At 64.3% G+C, this 18494-nt stretch carries 19 protein-coding genes and 1 riboswitch; of the genes, 10 read left to right on the top strand and 9 right to left on the bottom strand.

Features of this window, described 5'->3' with window-relative positions:
* Positions 1–162: 162 nt before the first annotated feature.
* Positions 163–630, top strand: a complete 468-nt coding sequence (locus CH283_RS14175; protein WP_094640532.1) for an alpha-isopropylmalate synthase regulatory domain-containing protein — start codon at positions 163–165, stop codon at positions 628–630.
* Between the two features lie 64 nt (positions 631–694).
* Here CH283_RS14175 and CH283_RS14170 read toward each other — a convergent pair whose 3' ends face one another.
* On the bottom strand, positions 695–1888 hold the full coding sequence (locus CH283_RS14170) for an ATP-binding protein (RefSeq protein WP_094640531.1): 1194 nt from the start codon (positions 1886–1888) through the stop codon (positions 695–697).
* Positions 1889–2059: 171 nt separating this feature from the next.
* Complete coding sequence (locus tag CH283_RS14165) at positions 2060–2575, bottom strand: hypothetical protein (RefSeq protein ID WP_094640530.1); 516 nt, start codon at positions 2573–2575, stop codon at positions 2060–2062.
* Between the two features lie 114 nt (positions 2576–2689).
* Between CH283_RS14165 and CH283_RS14160 the strand changes: the two genes are divergently transcribed.
* From CH283_RS14160 to CH283_RS14150, 3 genes are all read left to right on the top strand, one after another.
* Positions 2690–3589 (top strand): metal-dependent hydrolase, encoded by a 900-nt coding sequence (locus tag CH283_RS14160; RefSeq protein WP_094640529.1) that lies wholly within the window; start codon positions 2690–2692, stop codon positions 3587–3589.
* An 83-nt stretch (positions 3590–3672) separates the two neighbouring features.
* A complete protein-coding gene (locus CH283_RS14155) occupies positions 3673–4692 on the top strand; it encodes a PDR/VanB family oxidoreductase (RefSeq protein WP_255183225.1) in 1020 nt (339 codons plus the stop codon).
* A gap of 12 nt (positions 4693–4704) precedes the next feature.
* Entirely contained in the window at positions 4705–5628 is a 924-nt protein-coding gene (locus CH283_RS14150) for an alpha/beta fold hydrolase (protein WP_094640527.1), read from the top strand.
* Here CH283_RS14150 and CH283_RS14145 read toward each other — a convergent pair.
* The gene (locus CH283_RS14145) at positions 5604–6539 is read right to left on the bottom strand and encodes a quinone oxidoreductase family protein (protein ID WP_094640526.1); all 936 of its coding nucleotides are present in this window, start codon (positions 6537–6539) and stop codon (positions 5604–5606) included. The genes CH283_RS14150 and CH283_RS14145 overlap by 25 nt on opposite strands.
* 87 nt (positions 6540–6626) lie before the next feature.
* Here CH283_RS14145 and CH283_RS14140 point away from each other — a divergent pair, with 87 nt between their 5' ends.
* Positions 6627–7211, top strand: coding sequence for a TetR/AcrR family transcriptional regulator (locus CH283_RS14140; RefSeq protein WP_068048631.1), 585 nt, complete (start codon positions 6627–6629; stop codon positions 7209–7211).
* Between the two features lie 22 nt (positions 7212–7233).
* Here CH283_RS14140 and CH283_RS14135 read toward each other — a convergent pair whose 3' ends face one another.
* The 5 genes from CH283_RS14135 to CH283_RS14115 all read right to left on the bottom strand — a co-directional run bounded on the left by CH283_RS14135 (position 7234) and on the right by CH283_RS14115 (position 12678).
* Positions 7234–8502: an LLM class flavin-dependent oxidoreductase gene (locus tag CH283_RS14135; RefSeq protein ID WP_094640525.1), complete on the bottom strand. Its 1269-nt coding sequence runs from the start codon at positions 8500–8502 to the stop codon at positions 7234–7236.
* Between the two features lies 1 nt (position 8503).
* The gene (locus CH283_RS14130; protein WP_094640524.1) at positions 8504–9265 is read right to left on the bottom strand and encodes a 3-oxoacyl-ACP reductase; all 762 of its coding nucleotides are present in this window, start codon (positions 9263–9265) and stop codon (positions 8504–8506) included.
* A 49-nt stretch (positions 9266–9314) separates the two neighbouring features.
* Positions 9315–9407: riboswitch (TPP riboswitch) on the bottom strand.
* A gap of 74 nt (positions 9408–9481) precedes the next feature.
* On the bottom strand, positions 9482–10777 hold the full coding sequence (locus CH283_RS14125; RefSeq protein ID WP_094640523.1) for an alpha-amylase family glycosyl hydrolase: 1296 nt from the start codon (positions 10775–10777) through the stop codon (positions 9482–9484).
* Positions 10777–11955 carry an alpha-hydroxy-acid oxidizing protein gene (locus CH283_RS14120; RefSeq protein ID WP_094640522.1) on the bottom strand — a complete coding sequence of 393 codons (1179 nt, stop codon included), beginning with the start codon at positions 11953–11955 and terminating at the stop codon, positions 10777–10779. The genes CH283_RS14125 and CH283_RS14120 overlap by 1 nt, the downstream gene beginning before the upstream one ends.
* 9 nt (positions 11956–11964) lie before the next feature.
* Entirely contained in the window at positions 11965–12678 is a 714-nt protein-coding gene (locus CH283_RS14115) for a type 1 glutamine amidotransferase (protein WP_068048557.1), read from the bottom strand.
* 48 nt (positions 12679–12726) lie between these two features.
* On the opposite strand from CH283_RS14115, the gene CH283_RS14110 reads away from it, so the two are divergent.
* From CH283_RS14110 to CH283_RS14095, 4 genes are all read left to right on the top strand, one after another.
* Positions 12727–14676, top strand: a complete 1950-nt coding sequence (locus CH283_RS14110; protein WP_255183210.1) for a helicase-related protein — start codon at positions 12727–12729, stop codon at positions 14674–14676.
* A gap of 93 nt (positions 14677–14769) precedes the next feature.
* Positions 14770–14925, top strand: coding sequence for a DUF6131 family protein (locus CH283_RS28305; protein ID WP_094611554.1), 156 nt, complete (start codon positions 14770–14772; stop codon positions 14923–14925).
* A 130-nt stretch (positions 14926–15055) separates the two neighbouring features.
* A complete protein-coding gene (locus tag CH283_RS28300; RefSeq protein WP_094640521.1) occupies positions 15056–15361 on the top strand; it encodes a hypothetical protein in 306 nt (101 codons plus the stop codon).
* Positions 15348–16100, top strand: a complete 753-nt coding sequence (locus tag CH283_RS14095; protein ID WP_068282717.1) for a GTP pyrophosphokinase — start codon at positions 15348–15350, stop codon at positions 16098–16100. Before CH283_RS28300 ends, CH283_RS14095 begins: the two co-directional genes overlap by 14 nt.
* A gap of 65 nt (positions 16101–16165) precedes the next feature.
* Here CH283_RS14095 and CH283_RS14090 read toward each other — a convergent pair whose 3' ends face one another.
* Positions 16166–17749 carry an MFS transporter gene (locus tag CH283_RS14090; RefSeq protein WP_094640520.1) on the bottom strand — a complete coding sequence of 528 codons (1584 nt, stop codon included), beginning with the start codon at positions 17747–17749 and terminating at the stop codon, positions 16166–16168.
* A 119-nt stretch (positions 17750–17868) separates the two neighbouring features.
* Between CH283_RS14090 and CH283_RS14085 the strand changes: the two genes are divergently transcribed.
* Positions 17869–18435 carry a TetR family transcriptional regulator gene (locus CH283_RS14085; RefSeq protein ID WP_094648551.1) on the top strand — a complete coding sequence of 189 codons (567 nt, stop codon included), beginning with the start codon at positions 17869–17871 and terminating at the stop codon, positions 18433–18435.
* The last annotated feature ends 59 nt before the right edge of the window (positions 18436–18494 follow it).

Genomic DNA, 18494 nt, shown 5'->3' with positions numbered 1-18494 from the left:
TCACTCGATACTTGCGCGCGACTGCGACGGAGGACTACTTTCTGGGGTGTGAAGCGCATTCTCGTAGTACGCCGCCGTAGCGGGGTCTGATTCGGACCGACCCCTCGCTGCGGGTCGTTGTGCTCTCTCGGTCCTCCCTTCACATTCGCCAGGACCATCCTCATGAATGCATTTGCTTCCACTCTCGCCACAGATCCGTTCCACGCCCGTTTCGGTTGTGCCCTGCCGCGCACGATGCGCGACGAGATCACCTGGCAACACATGTCGTGGACGAACTTCACCGACCGCTTCTCGCCCAGCACCGGGCCTCTTCGGCTGGGGTCATGGACGGCCGACAGTGCAACTGGCGGGAGGACTGCTTTCGACGCGACCTTCGGCGTCGGCGATACGATCATCGCCTGTGCGGCAACGACTTACGGGCCGATCGAGGCATTGACGTCGATGCTCCACGACGCCGGATTCCGCATCGAGATCCTCTCGTTCCACCAGCAGATCATCGGCGACGAGACCGCCACCTTCGTCCTCGCCGAGCACGACGGTCGCCGCGAATGGTCGATGGGCATGGATCCCGACGCACACCTGTCGGCCGTGCGAGCCGTCGTCGCCGGAGCGAACATTCTGCATCGGTAGCGCTTTCTTCGGCGTTCTAGCGCGTATGCAAGACAGGCGAAGATCTCGCTAGCGAAACCAACACTCAGGTCGGAGGTTGCCCGTCGATCTCCGGCATGTATCGGCGCATGAATCGATCGAACTGGGGAACGGTGAACTTCGCGTAACCGTAATTCGGGGTGTACAGCAAACCCTTGTTGATCAACCGTGAGCGCAGCGGCGACACCTGTTCCGATTGCTTTTGCAGGAGGAGCGCCACGTCGACGGCCTTTTGTTCCTTCGGTCCAAGCTCGGCCATAGCCCGCAAATAGCGAAGCTCTTCCTTCGTACAGCGCTGAACACGTGTCCGGAAGAAGCTGTCGTCGAGTTCATCATCGACAAGATCGGCAGCAGCGACCGCGTCAGCTTCCGTGATCCTCGGACCCTCGGCCAAGTTCCACACTGCTCTCCCGAATTCCTGGATAAAGTAAGGATACCCTTCGGTGTAGTGCAGGATCTTGTCCATGGCTCCGACGTCGTACTCGACGCCTTCCAGCTTCGCTGGTTCGGTCAGGGCCGCGATCGCTTCCGGCCCGGGTAGCTCACCGATAGACGGGAATCGGAACAGCCGCTCAGCATAGGACTTGGCATCACCTGCCAAACCCGGAAGCTGCGGCAGACCGGCACCTGCAAAGGTGATCGGAAGCTCCCGCTGGACAGTTCTGTGGACGGCACCGATCAACGCTTCCAGCTCACCCTTCGACAGAAATTGAATCTCGTCGAAAAGGAATACCACCCCACTGTCGCTCTCCCGAGCGGCCAACCCGACTGCCTCGAAGACATCAGCGAGGTCGTCATTCAGGTTTCCCGTGTCGGCCTGTCCAGCAGCTGGATCGACGTCCAAACCAATATTCAGTGATCCATCCGGCTGGATCGACAGCGAGAACGACTTGAGCACCGCAGCCGATCTGTGAATACGGTCGTTCCACTTCGCCCTAGGTGACGTTTGCAACAAAGCGCGCCGGGCCAGGCTGGCAATCTGCGGACCGAATGCGGTGCTCTTCGATACCTCGGCTTCGACTGCAACCCAGCCCTCATCCTCAGCTATTTCGCGATACCGACCAAGCAAAACAGTCTTGCCGACGCCACGCAGGCCAGTGACGATCAGCGACTGCTCGGAATAGCCCCTCCGCAACCGATAGAGCAGGGTTCGAAAGTCATCGAGCTCCACCTCGCGACCCGCCAAATAACGCGGTGGCGCGCCAGCGTTGGGCGTATACGGGTTTCGCCGACGGTCCACTGTTCATCCCCCAAATAGACAACCTGAACCTACTTTAACAAATCTTGTTAAACTCTACATAGCTCGTAAAACTGGCCGTTTCGATCGAGAAGTCGCGCGGTTCGCTCAACCACATCGACATACGCCGCAGTCACCCACCTTCGGTGAACAGCAGTCCCTGGTCCGCGCGAACTAGGGCATCTCGATCGTCTCGGCGCGGCGCACCTCGGCCAGTGCGTACCGCAGATAGGTCTCGGCTCGGCCACGGCGCACCGCGAGCAGGTCTGCGACCACCAGCAACGCATGTGCGGGACGCGGCCTCACTCGCGACTGCTCTTCGACGTCGGACAACCCCAGCGCTCCGGTGAGCACCTCGACGAACCCGGCGATGTCCAGGTTCGGCAGCCAGTCCGCTCCTCGTACGGTTCGGCCGAGCACCTCCTGGACGTTCTCGCCGGTCAATCCATCGCTGTATACCTCTTCGAGCAACGTGCGTACCATTTCGGCATGCACGTGCCCGGCCTGCGCCGAGTCCGAGCGGCCCAACGATTCGACGGCATCGTCGAACGCGACCGAATCCTGCGAGGCGACAGCGGCCAGCGCATCGTTCGTGGCATCAGCGATGCGCCGAACTTCGGCGGGCCATTCGGCAGGCCAGGTGACGGGCATACGACTCGGGGGAGTCGACACGGGGGGGGAGTCGGTCATGACAGAAGTGTCTCATCGAATACCGTCACGGTTCCCTTTATGTGTTACCGATGTTTATACTAAGTCTCGCACTGTGGCATCGGCCACACCTGCGAACGTGGAGGAGGTGGCTCGATGAGCGAACGGAAGATCGTCGCATCGGATCCCGGTGAAGTGATGCTGCAAGCCAGAAACGTCAAGTTCGACTGGAGCGATCTGCCGATGCACTGGGTGCCGGGCGATCCGTACACCACGCACGTACTCAACGTGCTGCATCTACTGCTGCCCGCCGGCGAGCACTGGTTCGTCGACACGTTCAAAGAGGCCCTGCCGTACATCGACGACGAGAAGCTACGGGACGACGTCATCGGCTTCATCGGGCAAGAGGCAGTGCACGCCGAGGCGCATACCGGCGTCCTCGTCCACCTGCAGAACAACGGACTCGACCCAACCCCGTTCACCGATCAGATGGAATGGGCCTTCGGCAAAGTGCTCGGCTCCGATTCGGTGACGAGCCTGCGATCGAAGAACAACCTGGTCGAGCGGCTGGCATTGATCGCGGCCATCGAACACGTGACGGCATTCCTCGGCGACTGGGTGCTCAACGCCGACGGTCTCGACCGCGCGGGCATCCACCCCACCATGCTCGATCTGCTGCGCTGGCACGGTGCCGAAGAAGTCGAGCACCGCTCGGTCGCATACGACACGCTGCGCTACTTCGACAAGCGCGAGGTCCGTCGACTGCGCACATTCGTGGTGGTCGTGCCGTTGATGGCGTACATCTGGATGCGCGGGATCATCTTCCTGATGAAGAACGACCCCGAGCTGCAGAGTGCACCGAAGTCGGTGCGTAAGCCTCGGTCGGCTCTGTGGCGGAAGTCGGTCAAACGCGGCACCCTTCCCGCACTGACGCACGTCGGCCTCAGCATGTCGCGCTACCTCAAGAAGTCGTACCACCCCAGCCAGGAAGGCTCCACCGCCCAGGCGGTCCGGTACCTCGCGTCCTCGCCTGCCGCGCAGGCCGCGGCACGGTGAAGCTCAACTCACGACGCGTCCCGCGGCTGCTTCCCAAGGATGCGCCGCCCGATCTGCGCGGACGAGCACGTCCCGATCGCTCGATGCAGCTACTCGGCACGTTCCTCAACGGGTACATGCAGGCGGCGGCCGGAGCGGAATACAACGATGCCGTCGCAGGCCACAATCCCGATTCCGCGCTGAAATTGGTCGTCACCGAGCGCGAGATCGTCGCCGAGGACAACGACGTCGCCGCCCTCACCCTGGCGTCGCCGACGGGGGAGCAGTTGCCGATCTGGCATCCGGGTTGCCATCTCGACCTGCACTTGCCCTCGGGCCGCCGTCGGCAGTACTCACTGTGCGGCGATCCTTCCGACCGTAGTTGCTACCGCATCGCCGTACGCCGAATACCCACCGGCGCAGGTGGATCCATCGAGATGCACGGGCTCGAGCCAGGCACCGAGGTCACCGTTCGCGGCCCACGGAACGGCTTTCCCTTCGTCGGCGAGGGCAGTGCCCTGTTCATCGCGGGCGGGATCGGTATCACTCCCATCATCGCGATGGTCCGTGCTGCACGGATTCTCGGCATGGACTGGCAGTTCGTCTACTGCGGTCGATCCCGCGACACGATGCCCTTCCTCGAGGAGATCGAGAGCTGGGAATCGGACCGCGTGTTCGTCCGCACCGACGACGTGTACGGCTACCCGACCGAGGGGGAATTGCTCGAGCGTGCACCCGCAGGCGGTGCCGTCTACTGCTGCGGCCCCACCCCCATGCTCGACGCCGTCCGCCGCGACTTTCGCCGGTGCCCCTCCACCGCACTGCATTTCGAGCGATTCGGCCCGCCGCCGATTCTCGACGGCACGCCGTTCGAGGTGCAGTTGATCAGCACGGGCGCCGTGCTCGACGTCGCCGCCGACGCCTCCGTGCTGACAGCGGTCAAGGAGCAGAAACCCAACGTCGCGTACTCGTGCCAGCAGGGCTTCTGCGGTACCTGCAAGGTACGGGTGCTCTCCGGTGAGCCCGAGCACCTGGAAAACAGACTGACGCCGGAAGAGCAGCGCGATCACATGCTCATCTGCGTTTCGCGCGCACGCGGCGGGCGTCTCGTACTCGATCTATAGAACGGAAAATAGTTGAGCAGCAATGCGGTTCGTACGACGGTCGTCAACGAGGGCATCCGCCTGGCGGTGTTCGAGAGCGGCAATCCCGACGGCGATCCCATCGTCCTCGTGCACGGCTGGCCCGATACTCATGAGCTGTGGAGCCACATCGTGCCGCAGCTGGAGGACCGCTTCCGGGTGATCAGCTACGACTCCCGCGGCGCAGGCGAGAGCTCGGTCCCCGCCGAGCAGTCGGCGTACAAGCTGGCTCGGCTCGCCTCGGATTTCTATGCCGTCGCCGATGCCGTCAGCCCCGACGCCCCGGTTCATGTGCTCGCCCACGACTGGGGTGCCGTCGAGGTATGGGAGGCCGCAGCCCAGCCCCAGGCGAAGGACCGAATTCGTTCGTACACATCGATTTCTGGGCCGAACCTCGATCACCTCGGCAAGTGGTCGCAGTCCCGCCTGCGCAAACCTACCCTCACCGGCATCAAGCAGGTGCTCGCCCAGGTACGCGCGTCGTGGTACACCGTCACCTTCCACATCCCCGGCCTGTCCACGCTGCGCATCAAGCGGCAGTTCGCCAAGGGGTGGCCGGCGTTCCTCCAGGAGTTCTCGGGCGTCGACCCCAAGCTCGTCACCCAGAACCCCACACTGTGGTCGGATGCCACCAACGGCACCAAACTCTACCGGGCCAACATCATTCCGCTCCTCGGCAATCCACGCGAGCGGTACATCGACATCCCCGTGCACCTCATCGTCAACACCGAGGACGTCGCAGTGCGCCCGTACCACTACGACGACACCGGCAAGTGGGTGAAAGATTTGACCCGCAACGACATTCCAGCCGGACACTGGTCGCCGATCTCCCATGCCGACGACATCGCTCGATTGACAAGGGAATTCATCGACTCGTTGGACACTCGAGCCGGTCAGGGGACCAATATCAGTTTGTGACGGGTGAGTGGGGCTCGCTTCCACGCGCTCGCCACCTCGGCCAGCGGGACGTTCTCGTACTCCACGGTGATCTCGCCGGCCGCGGCCCAGTCGGTCAGGGTTCGATAGGCCTGCGAGGTGGCATCGGGCCCGTAGTGCAGCGGCATGAAACCGACGACGGTCGCCCCGAGCGATCGAAGAAGCTGCGCCAGTAGAGTGATTTCGGCACCGGCTCGATCGCCGATCTGCACCAGACGAACGAGTCGGTTTCCTGCGCGCAGTGCCGCCGAAGCGACTGTGCTCCAGGTGTAATCGAGTACGACGTCCGCGCCGGAGGATGCCTGCCGAATGGCCGAGCCGAGCTCGTCCACGCTCTTGTCTCCGATGGTGACCGTCGCCGTGGCCCCGAGTTCGCGGGTGGATTCGAGTGCGACCTCGTCGCGCCCGACCACGGTGATCGATCCCGCCCCGAGCAGCTTCGCGGCTTGCACTGCCAGGCGTCCGACGACCCCGGTGCCACCGAGGATCACAACGCTCTCCCCTTCCTTCACTCGACCACCGTGGGTCAGTGGCATCAGCGCCGCAAGGCCGGCATTGCCCAGCGTCGCGGCGGTCGAGAAGTCCAGCCCGTCGGGTAGCTCGATGAGCGACGCCGTCGGTACCAACGCCTGCTGAGCCATCGAACCGTACGGCGGGACCGGCGGGCAGAAATAGACTCGGCGACCGTCCTGCGTGGTGCCCGCGCCTTCGATACCGCTGACGGTGGGCAGCGACCGCGGGCTGAGGTAATGGGTTCCTGCGGCGATGGCTATGTCGACGGCATTGAGCGTCGCCGCCGCCACGTCGACCACCTCCATGCCATCGGCCGGTACCGGATGCCCGTGGTCGGCGTATCTCGGTATCCCGAATTCGGTCAGAACTGCTGCCTTCACAACGACTCCTTCGACGAATGAGCATTCACTGAATCGCGATTCAGTGTGTATCGTGACGGCAGAGGTGTCAACAGGCAGGAAGCAGAGATGGCCGCCACAACACGGGCGCAACAGGCCGGACGAACCCGGGTCGAACTGGAGAACGCCGCCCGCGTCGTGTTCGCCCGGTCCGGATACCTGAACACCAAGATCGTCGACATCACCCGCGAAGCCGGACGAGCGGCAGGCTCGTTCTACAACCACTACTCCAGCAAGGAGGAGCTGCTGCTCGCCCTCGCCGAGCAGATCGGTGAGGACGCCGACGTCATCGTCGCTACTCAGGACCCATCGGCGCGCGAGCACCCGACGATGCGTCCCCACGTGGAAGTGTTCTGGCAGTTGCTCACTCGGCACCGAGTGGTGATCGATGCCCTCCGCGATGCAGCTCTGGTCAATGCAGACTTCGCACTGCGAGTACAGCGATTCACGCAGGTTCAGTTCGAGCCGTGGGTCGTCCGCCTCGCGAATTTCGAGAAGGCAGGCGTCGAGCTACCGGCGTCCCCTGCCACCACCGCGATGCTGATCGGTGGTGCAGCAGAGAATTTCGCCCGGCTGTGGCAGGGCTCGCCCGACGACGGACTCGACGCTCTGGTGACGTTCGTCGATCGGGGGGTCTTCGGGCCTGCTCGGTGAGTCGGTGAATCGGTGAATCCGATCAGCGAGCCAGGTGCTCGCGCAGCGTCGACGCGGTATAGTCGGATCGAAAGACGCCGCGCTGCTGCAGGATCGGGACCAGATGGTCCACGAAGTCCTCGAGGGAGTCCGGATATCGCGGACACATCAGATTGAATCCGTCGGCACCACGGCCGATCCACGACTGCATCTCGTCTGCAATCGATTCCGGTGTGCCGATCATCGTGGCGTGGCCTCCGCCGGCCGCGAGGGTACCGAGCAATTCCCGCACGGTGGGAGCGTCCTTCTCGACGATCCGCAGGATTGTCTCGTAGCGGCCCTGCGGTCCGGTGAACTCCGATGCCGGCGGCAGTTTCGGTACCGGAGCATCGAGTTCCCAAGCAGCGCAGTCCTGCCCGGTGAACGTCGACAGCATCGCCAACGACTGCTCGGTGGGGAGCAGCCGATCCAGTTCCGCTTTCTTTCGGCGGGCTTCTTCCATGGTCGAGCCGATATAGGTCACCAGACCCGGCATGATCCCCACCGCCGCGCTGTCGCGACCCGCATGGCGGATTCGCGTCTTCACGTCCCCGTAATAGCTTTGCGCTGCAACGAGATCGTAGGCGACGGCGTAGATTGCCTCGGCGTATTTCGCCGCCAGTTGGCGACCCGGCCCCGACGCCCCGGCTTGGAACAGCACCGGCCTGCCCTGCGGCGACCGCGGTACCGTCAACGGGCCGTCGACCCGAAAATGTTTGCCGTCGTGGTCGATCGAGTGGACCTTGGCCGGGTCCGCATACTGTCCGCTTCGATCGAGCGTCAATGCGTCGGCATCCCACGAATCCCACAGCGCCAGAGCCGTATCGACGAACTCTTCGGCGCGCGCGTAGCGCTCCTCACGAGCGGGGATGACGTCCATTCCGTGATTGCGGGCCTCGGCGTCGAACATGGAGGTGACGACGTTCCAGCCTGCCCGGCCGCCGCTGATGTGATCGAGCGACGCCAGCATGCGTGCAGCATGGAACGGGGTGTAGAACGTCGACGACACCGTGGTGACCAGACCGATGTGCGTGGTCGCCCTGGCCATGGCCGACAGCGCGGTGATCGGCTCGAGGAACCACGTGCCGGCTCCGGCCGGGTCGTGCACCGAATGTCCGTCGGCGAAGAACACCGCATCGAACTTTCCCCGTTCGGCGAGCTGCGCGAGTTCCTCGTAGTAGGAGATGTCGCCGAGATCCTCCACTCGCGAACCGGGATGCCGCCACGCGGCGCTGTGGTGGCCGCAACCGTAGAGAAATGCGTTGAGGTGCATGTCAGTTCTTGACCAAGCCGCCGTCGACGACGAGATTCTGGCCGGTCACCGACCGCGCCCACGGCGAAGCGAAGAACAGCAGGGCATCGGCGAACTCCTCGGGCGTGGTGACGCGTTGCAGCGGAGTGGAGGCGGCGATGAAGTCGAACACCTCGACCGGGGTAGCGGCACTGGCGTCGGTGGTGCGCAGCAGTCCGCCCGAGACCATGTTGACGGTGATGTTGTCTGCACCGAGGTCCGCGGACAGAGTGCGGGTCAGCGAAAGCAGTGCGGCCTTGGAGGCGGTGTAGTCGTGGTACGGCACCACCGGATTCTGGAACAAGTTGGTGCCCACGTTGATGATTCGACCGAACCCGGCCTCGCGCATACCCGGCAGTGCCGCCTGGGTGGTGAGCAACGCCGCGCGGACGCTGCCACGCAATTGAGCGTCGAAGCGTTCCCAGGTGATGGTGTCGGCCTTGGGCCGGGCATCGCCGTCGAAGGAGAAATCGGCCAGCGCATTGTTGACGACGGTGGTGATCGGAGTGCCGAAATGCTCACGTGCCGAGTCGAACACCGTAGCCACTGCGCTCTCATCGGTCACGTCGCCCTGAACCGCGAAAGCATTTCCGCCGAGGCGATCAGCTAGCGCTTCGGCGGCCTCTTTGCTGTTGCGATAGTCGATCACCACGCGGGCACCCTGGCCGGCGAACGCCGCGGCGATCGCTGCTCCCAGTCCGCGTCCACCGCCGGTGACCAACACTGTCTGCTCGTCGAATTTCATGCGCCTCGCCTCTCGTTCGAGGTCGGGACCGTCACGAGGGGACAGGAATACCGCAACGCCACGACATTCCCTTCGCTGGTCCTAACCAGATCAGGTTCGACGGGTGTGTTCTCAGCCCTGACGGGCACCCCGTGTCGCGGTCGACTGTACCTGTAGCGGTTTCTCGCCGTGTCTTGTTTTCGCGCTAGAGAGGCGAATGGAACCGAATGCACGCGTTCAGCCGATGACGGCCCAGCCGTGCGGCGGGACACTAACCCGCCCGTCGTGCAGATCCGCTTCGCCTGCGAGCACCTCGTCGCCCTGAACCGGGTAGTCGATGGCGTCGTCACCGAGGTTGAGCGCGACCGTCAGCGATTCGCCGTCGGCGTGCGCACGATAGAGCAGTGCGGTGTTGGTGAGTTCGAGCGTCTCGGTGCGCGCGGAGTAGAGCCACGGGTTGCGACGCCGTAGTGCGATCAGCTCCTGATGCACTCGGTACACCGGCCAACCGTACGGGGCGAGATTCTCGGACGTGTCGGGGTACTCCGGACGCACCTCGTCGTCACCGCCGACTCGATCCTCCTTGATGCCGCGGAACGCCTGCTCGTCGCCGTAGTAGATCATCGGCATACCGCCCACGGTGAACAGAACCACCAACGCGTGCACCAGATGTCGCTCGTCCTCGATGACGCTGGCGATGCGATTGACGTCGTGATTTCCGACGAACGTGGCGGGGACGAAGGCGTCGAGCCACCCGTTGTGCCGCTCCAGCGCATGGGAGAGCTCGAAGAAATTCTTCTCGCTCAGACCGCTCCAGATTGCCTTCCACAGCTCGTACTGGGTGACCGAATCCAGCGTGGAGGCCGAGACGATTCGGTCGTAGTCGCCGTGGATGACCTCGCCGAGAAAGTATGCGTCCGGGTGCTTTTCCCGAACCTTCGGCAGCACCGCGGCCCAGAAGCGTGGCGATACCGCATAGGCCGCGTCGAGCCGCCAGCCGTCGACGCCACGTTCGAGCCAGTGCGAGAGCACGTCCACGACGTACTGCTGCACATCCGGGCTCTCGTGATTGAGTGCGACCAGTTCGTCGTGGCCCTCGAAGTTGCGATGCGTCGGCTTTTCACCGGACCAATCGAGGTGGAACCACCCCGCGGCCTCGGAGTCCGCACCCTCGGTCAGCGCTTCCTGAAACTTCGGAAAGCTCTGCGCCACATGGTTGAAGACGCCGTCGAACATGATCTTCAGGCCGCGGGAGTGCGCCGCGGCGATCAGGGAGTCGACATCTTCGTCGGTGCCGAGCCGGCCGTCGATGTGGAAGTAGTCGACAGTGTCGTAGCCGTGCTTCTCGGACTCGAAGATCGGACCGAGGGCGATGCCCGACGCACCGAGTTCGAGCGCGTAGTCGAGCCAGTTCTCGATTCTGTTCAGCCGGTGCAGATCCGCCTGGGATTCACCGTCCCAGCCGTGCACCGGCGCTCCGGTGAAGCCGAGCGGGTACAGGTGCCACCAGATGGCGTGCTTCGTCCACTCCATCAGGACTCCATGATCGAGTCGCGGCCCAGCTCGCCCGCACCGGTATGACCGGACAGGCTCGTCACCAGGTCGAATTCGGCCAGCAGACAACGCAATACGTGCGTGACGCCCTCTTGACCACCGAGCGCCAGGCCGTAGAGGAACGGGCGGCCGAGCAGCACCGCATCGGCTCCGAGAGCAAGAGCCTTGGCCATGTCGGCTCCGGTGCGTACTCCGGAGTCGAACAGGACTGTCAATTCCTCGCCCACCGCCTCGACGATGGACGGCAACGCGTCGAGTGACGCTCTGGCCCCGTCGATCTGACGGCCGCCGTGGTTGGAGACGACGATGCCGTCGACTCCGTGCGCGGCCGCCTCCCGGGCGTCGCCCACGGTGCAGATTCCCTTGAGCACGATCGGCCCACTCCAGTGCTCTCGGAGGAACGCCAGGTTCTTCCACGACAGACCGGGGTTGGGGAACATCTGCGCCCAATGCATCGCGGCGGCAACGGGATTCTCCTCGACCGACTGTCCTAGTCCGGCCTGGAACGCCGGATCGCTCAGGTAGTTCTCGATGCCGAGGTTGGCCAGGAACGGCAGGTAGCCGCGGTCCAGATCGGCAGGCCGCCAGCCCAGCAGCGTCGTGTCGAGCGTCAGTACCAGCGCGCTGAATCCGGAATCCTTCGCGCGCTGCAGGAAGCTCAGCAACACCGACTCGTCCGTCGGCCAGTAGAGCTGATACCAGCGCGGAGCGTCGCCACCCGCCTCGGCGATCTGCTCGAACGAGTGCGAGGCCTGGGTCGAATGTATGTACGGCACACCGAGTTCCGCGGCGGCGCGGACGGTGGCGAGTTCCCCCTCGGGGTGCGCGAGAGTCTGAATGCCCACGGGAGCGATCATGAGCGGTGCAGGCATATCGGTGCCGAGCACGGTGCACGCGTGATCGCGGGCAGCCGAGCTGCGCAGCATCCGCGGCGTGATGGCCCAACGGTCGAAGGCAGCCCGGTTCGCCCGAGCCGTCGAGCCACTGCCCGCGCTGGCGACGATGTAACCGAGGGCCTCGGGCGAGAGCGTCTCGGCAGCCTGGTCCTCCAACCTCGCCAGATTGGTGGTGATCGACGGTGTCTGCTGCGCGAACATCCCGGCGGCGTAGATGCCGAGTTGGTGATCGCTGAAGTTGCTGGGCCTGGCCTCGGTCATCGTTCGACCCTACCGGGGCACCGCCGAGGATCGGGCGAGAAATGCGTCGAGCAGAGCCGAGCAACGCACCCGAGCTGCAGGTTCGGCGTCGGCGATGGCTCGGCGGATCTCGTGCACATCCACCGCATGTTCGACGCCGTCGCGGTCCCACGCCGCGGCCCACGCGTCGTAGGTGTCGAGGTCGATCTCGGGGTGGAACTGCAATCCGAGGTGCGGCCCGAGTACGAAGGCCTGCTGCGCGGCTTCGTTGCGGGCGATCACTGTGGCCTGCGGGGGAGCGGTGAATGTGTCGCCGTGGAACTCCATCCACGGTCCGGGGGCGATGAGCTCGGGCTCGGACGTCTCGACGTCGACGAATCCGTACTCGGGATGCTCGGATTTGCGAACGGTGCCGCCGAGTACCCGAGCGAGCAACTGTCCGCCGAAGCAGACACCCAGGATCGGGACTCCTGTGTCGATCGCCTCCCGGACGTACGCGATCTCCGGCGCGAGCCAGGCCAGTGTGTCGTCGTACGCGGCGTCGGGCGAGCCCATGACGACCAGCACCTGTGCGCCGAACAGTGGCGGCGGCGCGAGGTCGGGGCTGTGGTCGAAGGAGTGCACGTCCAACTGGAAACCCCTGGTGCGTAACTCGGCGTCGAGAGTACCGATGTCGCGTCGCGCGAGAGCCGGGTCCTGATCGTGGACGAGCACTACGGCGCGCGGGTCGTTCGTGTGTGTCACAGGGCTCCTTTACGGTGTTCGTGCACACCGTACGACAGACTGGATCCGATGCCACCTCGTAGACGCACAGCCCGATCCACCACTGCCCGCACCGTCAAGGCCGGGCAGAGCAGTGCTGCGCGAAAGTTCGCGGCCGCCAAGAACGGTGAGCCTGCACCGAAAAAAGCTGCCCCGAAGAAGGCCGCGCCACGCAAGCGCGCAGCGCCGCGCAAGACGTCGCCTCGCAAGACTGCTGCCCCCGATCTGCGGGTGCCCGATCCCGGTGAGCGCGTCTGGGTGCTGGACGTGCCGTTCGAGGATCGGTCGGCGGCGGGCGCTGCCGGGGCGCGCTGGTATCCCGGACCGCGGGTGTTCGCGTACTACGGCACCGAGTTGCCCGAGTATCTGCAGCCGTACGAGTCGATGCCGTACAGCCTGCAACGGTGGCTCGAGGACGATGCCAACGAGAACTGGCGAGACGAGGTGGTGCGGGAGCGCGCGATGCAGCCGCGTGAGACCCAACTCGAATCCGTTCGACGCCATCTCGCCGCCCTCGACGCGGGATTCCCGTACTTCGCGCAGATGGATTCGACGGGTCTGGGCAAGACGTTGGCGGTGTGCGAGGCCGTTCGGCAGATGTCGGCGGCCGAGATCGGCACGGTGCTGGTGGTCGCACCCAAGGGCGCGCTGCCGGGATGGCGGCGCACCATTGCAGACAGCGAGGCCGATATCGAGCCCTCCGAGCGCAAGCGCTGGCTGCTGGTCACGTACCAGTCGACGAAGAAGCTCCTGTCCGTTCCGCCCGAGACCGACCTGGGCAAACGTAAACGGACACAGAACAAGCGGACCATCTCGCTCGGCGAGCTTCGATTCGACATCGACGTGGTGATCGCCGACGAATCGCATGCGCTGATGAACATCGAATCGCAGCAGTCGCAGATCCTCTGGCGATATCAGCAGGCAGCGCGCTCGGTGGTGTGGATGTCTGCCACGCCCGGTTATCAGCCCCTGCACTTCGCGTACATGGCTCGTGCGGTCGAGCGCAGCCGTGGGGTCGAGATCCTCGGCGACGAGGAGTATCTCGGCTACGCGGTGACGATGAAGTGGGCCGAGTTCCTCATCGAGTCGGGGTTCGCCGTCAAGGCAGGCAAGGCGACGACGGGATTGACGACGTGGCGGTGGGAGCCCGAGGACGCGGCCCGACGCGCCCGCGATATTGCGTCCGTACATGGGTGGCTGTCGGGAGGTGCTGTGCCGTGGTCGATTTCGCGTCCCTCGCCACCGACCCCACGCGAGCCGCTCGGCCAGGAACTCACCGCCGCGCAGAAGCGGCTGTACAACTCGGCGTGGGTGGACTACCGCAAGGAAGTCGGGCTACCGATCTGGAAGGCCGTCGGCGGCAAGCGCGTGCTGCAGAAGAACCCGAGCACCCGCGCCGCGACCCTGCGATTCCGCCAGAAGTGTTCGTACCTACGCATTCCCGCGTCCGCCGACCAGGTACGCACCTGGGTCAAGGCCGGCAACCAGGTGTTCGTCTCGATGTTCTACCGCGAGTCGGTCGCGGCGTTGGCGCAGACGCTTCGGGACGAGGGCCTCGAGGTCGCGGTCGTCGACGGGAGTATGAGCAGCCCGGATCAGGAGGCGTCGATCAGACGCTTTCAAACCGGTGACGCGTCGGTCATCGTCTCGACCACCACCAGTGCGATCAATTTGCACACCAACGAATTACTGCTCCCGGAGGGCACGGTCTCCACCCTCGCACCACGCGTGACGCTGATTCACGATCCACGGTGGACGCCCATCGACATTCGGCAGATCGAGGGCAGGGCCAACCGAATAGACAAGGACCACAACCACACGACGTCGACATGCTATTACGGCTACGCCGAGGGCACGGTCGAAGAAGAGATGGTGCTCACCGGTATCGAACGTATCGCTGACCTGGGATCGATCGTCGGGCAGGCGGATCTCATCGACCCCGAGGCGTTTCTCGCTGCGAAAGTGGACGCCGGAAAATAGCGACAATTGTGAGCGATCGTCCACGCGCCCGAGTAGGTTCGGTCCCATCGGCAATTCGTCGATAGCGGGCTCACAGTGGCACCAGGAGTAGTCATGATCGTTCTCGGAATCATCCTCGCCCTCATCGGCTATTTCGCCGGTATCTCGATCTTGACGACCATCGGCATCATTCTCGTGGTCGTCGGCGCGGTTCTGACGTTGCTCGGTTCGATGGGGCGCGCAGTCGGTGGCCGCAAGACGTGGTTTTGACCTACGAGTTAGAACACACGTTCGATTTCTGTTAGTCTGAGCGGGCCCCCGAAGTTGGCGATGCGGCCAGCGGAGCCACTTCGGGCGGTCCATATCGGACGGTAGACAGTGTCGAAGGCGGTTGCGCGCGATGGCATCCGACGAGCGCGACACCGACCCGGTTGCCGGATCGCTCTATCGCGTCGGCGATCGGTGGGCGGAACGAGCGCCTTCTCGCTGCACCAACGGCCATCCACTCGTCGCCGGTTCGGTGTTGGTGGGTTCACGTGCCTGTTCGTGCGACCGAGGACATCACCGCACCCATCAGTGCGAACGCTGTGGCGTCGTGCTGTTCACACCGGAGCTACGCAACTCGTGCAGTGACGCCAGCTTCGATTCCCGCGCTGCGCGAACACAGTCGCCCGTCGTGGACAATCAATGGCATGAACAACAGTGAGCCCGTCGTCGATCTGGGTCAACTGAGACAAGATTTCACGCGATTCATGATGAGCTACAAGTTCGGGATCGACGAGCTGATCACGAAGATCAACATCTTGAAGCAGGAATTCACCCACATTCACCGGTACAGCCCCATCGAGCACGTCTCGTCGAGGTTGAAGACTCCGGAGAGCATTTTCGAGAAGGCGCAGCGGAAGAAGTGCGCCCTGACGCTCGATGCGATTCGCGAGAACATCTTCGACGTCGCGGGTGTGCGCATCACCTGCAGCTTCATCTCCGACACCTATCGCATCGCCGACATGCTCAGCAGTCAGAGCGACGTGCGCGTCGTCGAGATCAAGGACTACATCGCGAACCCGAAAGCCAACGGCTACAAGAGCTTGCATCTGATCGTCGAGATTCCGGTGTTCATGTCCGATCGCGTCCAGCCGGTCCTCGTCGAACTGCAGATCAGAACCATCGCAATGGATTTCTGGGCGAGCCTCGAGCACAAGATCTTCTACAAGTATCGCGGGCAGATTCCGGAGACCCTGTTGGCGGAGCTGACCGAGGCGGCCGAGAGCGCCAACAAGCTCGACGAGAAGATGGAAAGCCTGCACGACGAGGTGGTCGAGCTGGGCGGCGAGGCGGAGAACTCCATCGCTCTCGGCGCGCTGCCTCCCATGGCTCTGCCTCCCGAGTTGCTGCACATGCTGCTCACGGCGCAGGCCGAGGCGATCGACCCCGATCGGGCTTGACGGCCACCACAACGAAAAACCCCGCTGCTCGACGGCCGAGCAGCGGGGTTCTCTTCTCGTATGCGCTAGCCGATGTGGACCGGAGTGTCCCCGACGGGCAGGTCGTCCTTCTTGGCACGGACCAGCACCAGCACGACCGGGCACACCAACGCGACCAGGATCGCGGCGGTTCCGAAGGCCCACGCGTAGCCCGACACCTCGGCTGCGAAAGCGTGATCGATGGTGGCGAGCACGAAGTTGCGGATCGGTTCCGGTAGCGCGGCCAGCATCTCGTCGCTGGGGATTTCCTGGCCGGCAAGAGCCTCCGCAGGAACTCCTGCGGGCGGCGTCGGTGCCGGGTTCTCGGCCAGGAACGTCGTCTTGGACGAGGTGTACACCGTGGTGAACACCGCTGCGCCGAGTGCGCCGCCGACCTGAAGCGTGGCGTTGATCAGCGCGGATGCAGCACCCGCATCGTGATCGGGGACGCCGATGAGAGCGACGTTCTGCATCGGCACCATCAGCAGGCCGAGACCGAGCCCGAGCAGTACGACTCCGGGGAGCACGTGCGTCCAGTACGAGGTGTCGACGCCGATCTGCGTGAGCAGCAGCAGGCCGATCGCCGAGACGACAGGGCCGACAGCCATCATCGGCTTGGGACCGATCTTGGGCACGAGCGCCGAGGCGATCGCGGCGGTGATCAGAATTCCGCCGGTCATGGGCAGTGACGCAACACCTGCGATGACCGGGCTCATCTGGAGCACTATCTGGAAGTAGAAGGTCAGATACAACGTGCCACCGAGTAGTGCTGCACCGATGACGGCGGACCCGATGTATGCGGCACCGCGGTCTCGGTCGAGCAGAACGCTCAGGGGGAGCAGCGGGTTGGCGGACTTGGATTCGACCACGACGAACGCGGCGAGCAGCGCGAGGCCGAGAGCGATGAAGGAGATGGTGGGTACCGTCGCCCAGCCGTCCTCGGCTTCGGTGAAGCCGTAGACCAGCGAGGCCAGTCCGAGTGCGACGAGGATCGCTCCGGGCAGGTCGTAGCGGGTGTCGCCGTGTGCCTTGCTCTCCTTGACCAGCGGGACTGCGGCGGCGATGGCAATGATGGCGACGGGGATGTTGACGAGCAGGCACCAGCGCCAGTTCGCGTACTCGGTGAGCACTCCGCCGAGGAGCAGTCCGACGGCTGCGCCGCCACCGGCGATCGCGCCGAACACGCCGAATGCCTTGGCGCGCTCCTTGGTGTCGGTGAACGTGACCGTCAGAATAGCCAGCGCTGCGGGTGCGAGCAGTGCCGCGAAGACGCCCTGACCTGCGCGTGCGATGAACAGCTGCCAGCCCTCCTGGGCGAGTCCGCCGACGGCGGAGGCAACGGCGAAGCCGGCCATGCCGACGATGAACGAGCGCTTGCGGCCCCAGTAGTCCGCGATTCGACCACCGAGCAGCAGCAGCGCGCCGAACGCCAGCGCGTATGCGGTGATCACCCAGGTGCGGCTGGTGTCGCTGATGCCGAGATCGATCTGCGCCTGCGGCAGGGCGATGTTGACGATGGTGCCGTCCAACACGATCGTGAGCTGCGTGATGGCGACGATGCAGAGCACCAACCAGCGGCGTTCGTAATTCGGATTCTCGGCCAGCGCCCCGTGTTCGGAGACCTGCGACATGTTTCTACCCCACTCGTACTCGTTGATTCTCTGGGCACGAAAAATGTCCCGACCGAAAAGGTAAGCGACGATGGACCGACTGTCAAACGAACTAGTTGGTTGGCGGTAGGGTGGCCGCCATGAAGCCTGACGCAAGCGCCACCCGCGCCCGCATCGTCGTCGCTGCCCGCGCAGAATTCTCCGAGCACGGCCTGGCCGGCGCGCGGGTCGACCGCATCGCGGTCTCGGCCAAGGCGAGCAAGGAACGCCTGTACGCATACTTCGGAGACAAGGAAGCACTGTTCCGGGCCGTCGTGGAAGACGGGTTCGCGCGCTTTCTGGAGTCGGTTCCCTTCACCGTCGACGATCTCGGGGGATACGCCGCGCGCGAGTATCTGCACCTCGCCGCGAATCCCCAGGAGCACCGACTGCTGCTGTGGACGCAACTTCAAGGCGGCACGGCGGTCGCCGCTGCCGACGACATTCATGCGGTGATCGCCGAGCGGCGAAACGCCATGGCGGCCGCACAGCAGGCCGGACTGATCTCCGACGCCTTCACCGTCGACGACCTGTTCACCATGATCTTCGGCATCACCTCCGCCTGGATGACCGCGCCCGGCAGCGACTGCGGACCCGTCGACGACGCCGAACACCAGCGTCGGGCGTCGAAAATCGAAGCAGCGGTCCGGCGACTCTGCGCTCCGTAGGGTTGTCTATCAATATCTAGCTTCGAGTGAAGAGTGACGAATAGTGGGGTAGCGGGCCG

Source organism: Rhodococcus sp. 05-2254-2, from assembly GCF_002259095.1.
Taxonomy (GTDB): Bacteria; Actinomycetota; Actinomycetes; order Mycobacteriales; family Mycobacteriaceae; genus Rhodococcoides.
The sequence above is the reverse complement of the archived record's forward strand: the minus strand, read 5'-3'. Positions and strand labels throughout refer to the sequence as shown.

Bases quoted from the DNA above. Each gene is read 5' to 3' on its own strand.
- CH283_RS14175 (WP_094640532.1), top strand. From the start codon at position 163: ATGAATGCATTTGCTTCCACTCTCGCCACAGATCCGTTCCACGCCCGT.
- CH283_RS14165 (WP_094640530.1), bottom strand. From the start codon at position 2,575: ATGACCGACTCCCCCCCCGTGTCGACTCCCCCGAGTCGTATGCCCGTC.
- CH283_RS14160 (WP_094640529.1), top strand. From the start codon at position 2,690: ATGAGCGAACGGAAGATCGTCGCATCGGATCCCGGTGAAGTGATGCTG.
- CH283_RS14155 (WP_255183225.1), top strand. From the start codon at position 3,673: ATGCAGCTACTCGGCACGTTCCTCAACGGGTACATGCAGGCGGCGGCC.
- CH283_RS14140 (WP_068048631.1), top strand. From the start codon at position 6,627: ATGGCCGCCACAACACGGGCGCAACAGGCCGGACGAACCCGGGTCGAA.
- CH283_RS14135 (WP_094640525.1), bottom strand. From the start codon at position 8,502: ATGCACCTCAACGCATTTCTCTACGGTTGCGGCCACCACAGCGCCGCG.
- CH283_RS14130 (WP_094640524.1), bottom strand. From the start codon at position 9,265: ATGAAATTCGACGAGCAGACAGTGTTGGTCACCGGCGGTGGACGCGGA.
- CH283_RS14125 (WP_094640523.1), bottom strand. From the start codon at position 10,777: ATGGAGTGGACGAAGCACGCCATCTGGTGGCACCTGTACCCGCTCGGC.
- CH283_RS14120 (WP_094640522.1), bottom strand. From the start codon at position 11,955: ATGACCGAGGCCAGGCCCAGCAACTTCAGCGATCACCAACTCGGCATC.
- CH283_RS14110 (WP_255183210.1), top strand. From the start codon at position 12,727: ATGCCACCTCGTAGACGCACAGCCCGATCCACCACTGCCCGCACCGTC.
- CH283_RS28305 (WP_094611554.1), top strand. From the start codon at position 14,770: ATGATCGTTCTCGGAATCATCCTCGCCCTCATCGGCTATTTCGCCGGT.
- CH283_RS28300 (WP_094640521.1), top strand. From the start codon at position 15,056: ATGGCATCCGACGAGCGCGACACCGACCCGGTTGCCGGATCGCTCTAT.
- CH283_RS14095 (WP_068282717.1), top strand. From the start codon at position 15,348: ATGAACAACAGTGAGCCCGTCGTCGATCTGGGTCAACTGAGACAAGAT.
- CH283_RS14090 (WP_094640520.1), bottom strand. From the start codon at position 17,749: ATGTCGCAGGTCTCCGAACACGGGGCGCTGGCCGAGAATCCGAATTAC.
- CH283_RS14085 (WP_094648551.1), top strand. From the start codon at position 17,869: ATGAAGCCTGACGCAAGCGCCACCCGCGCCCGCATCGTCGTCGCTGCC.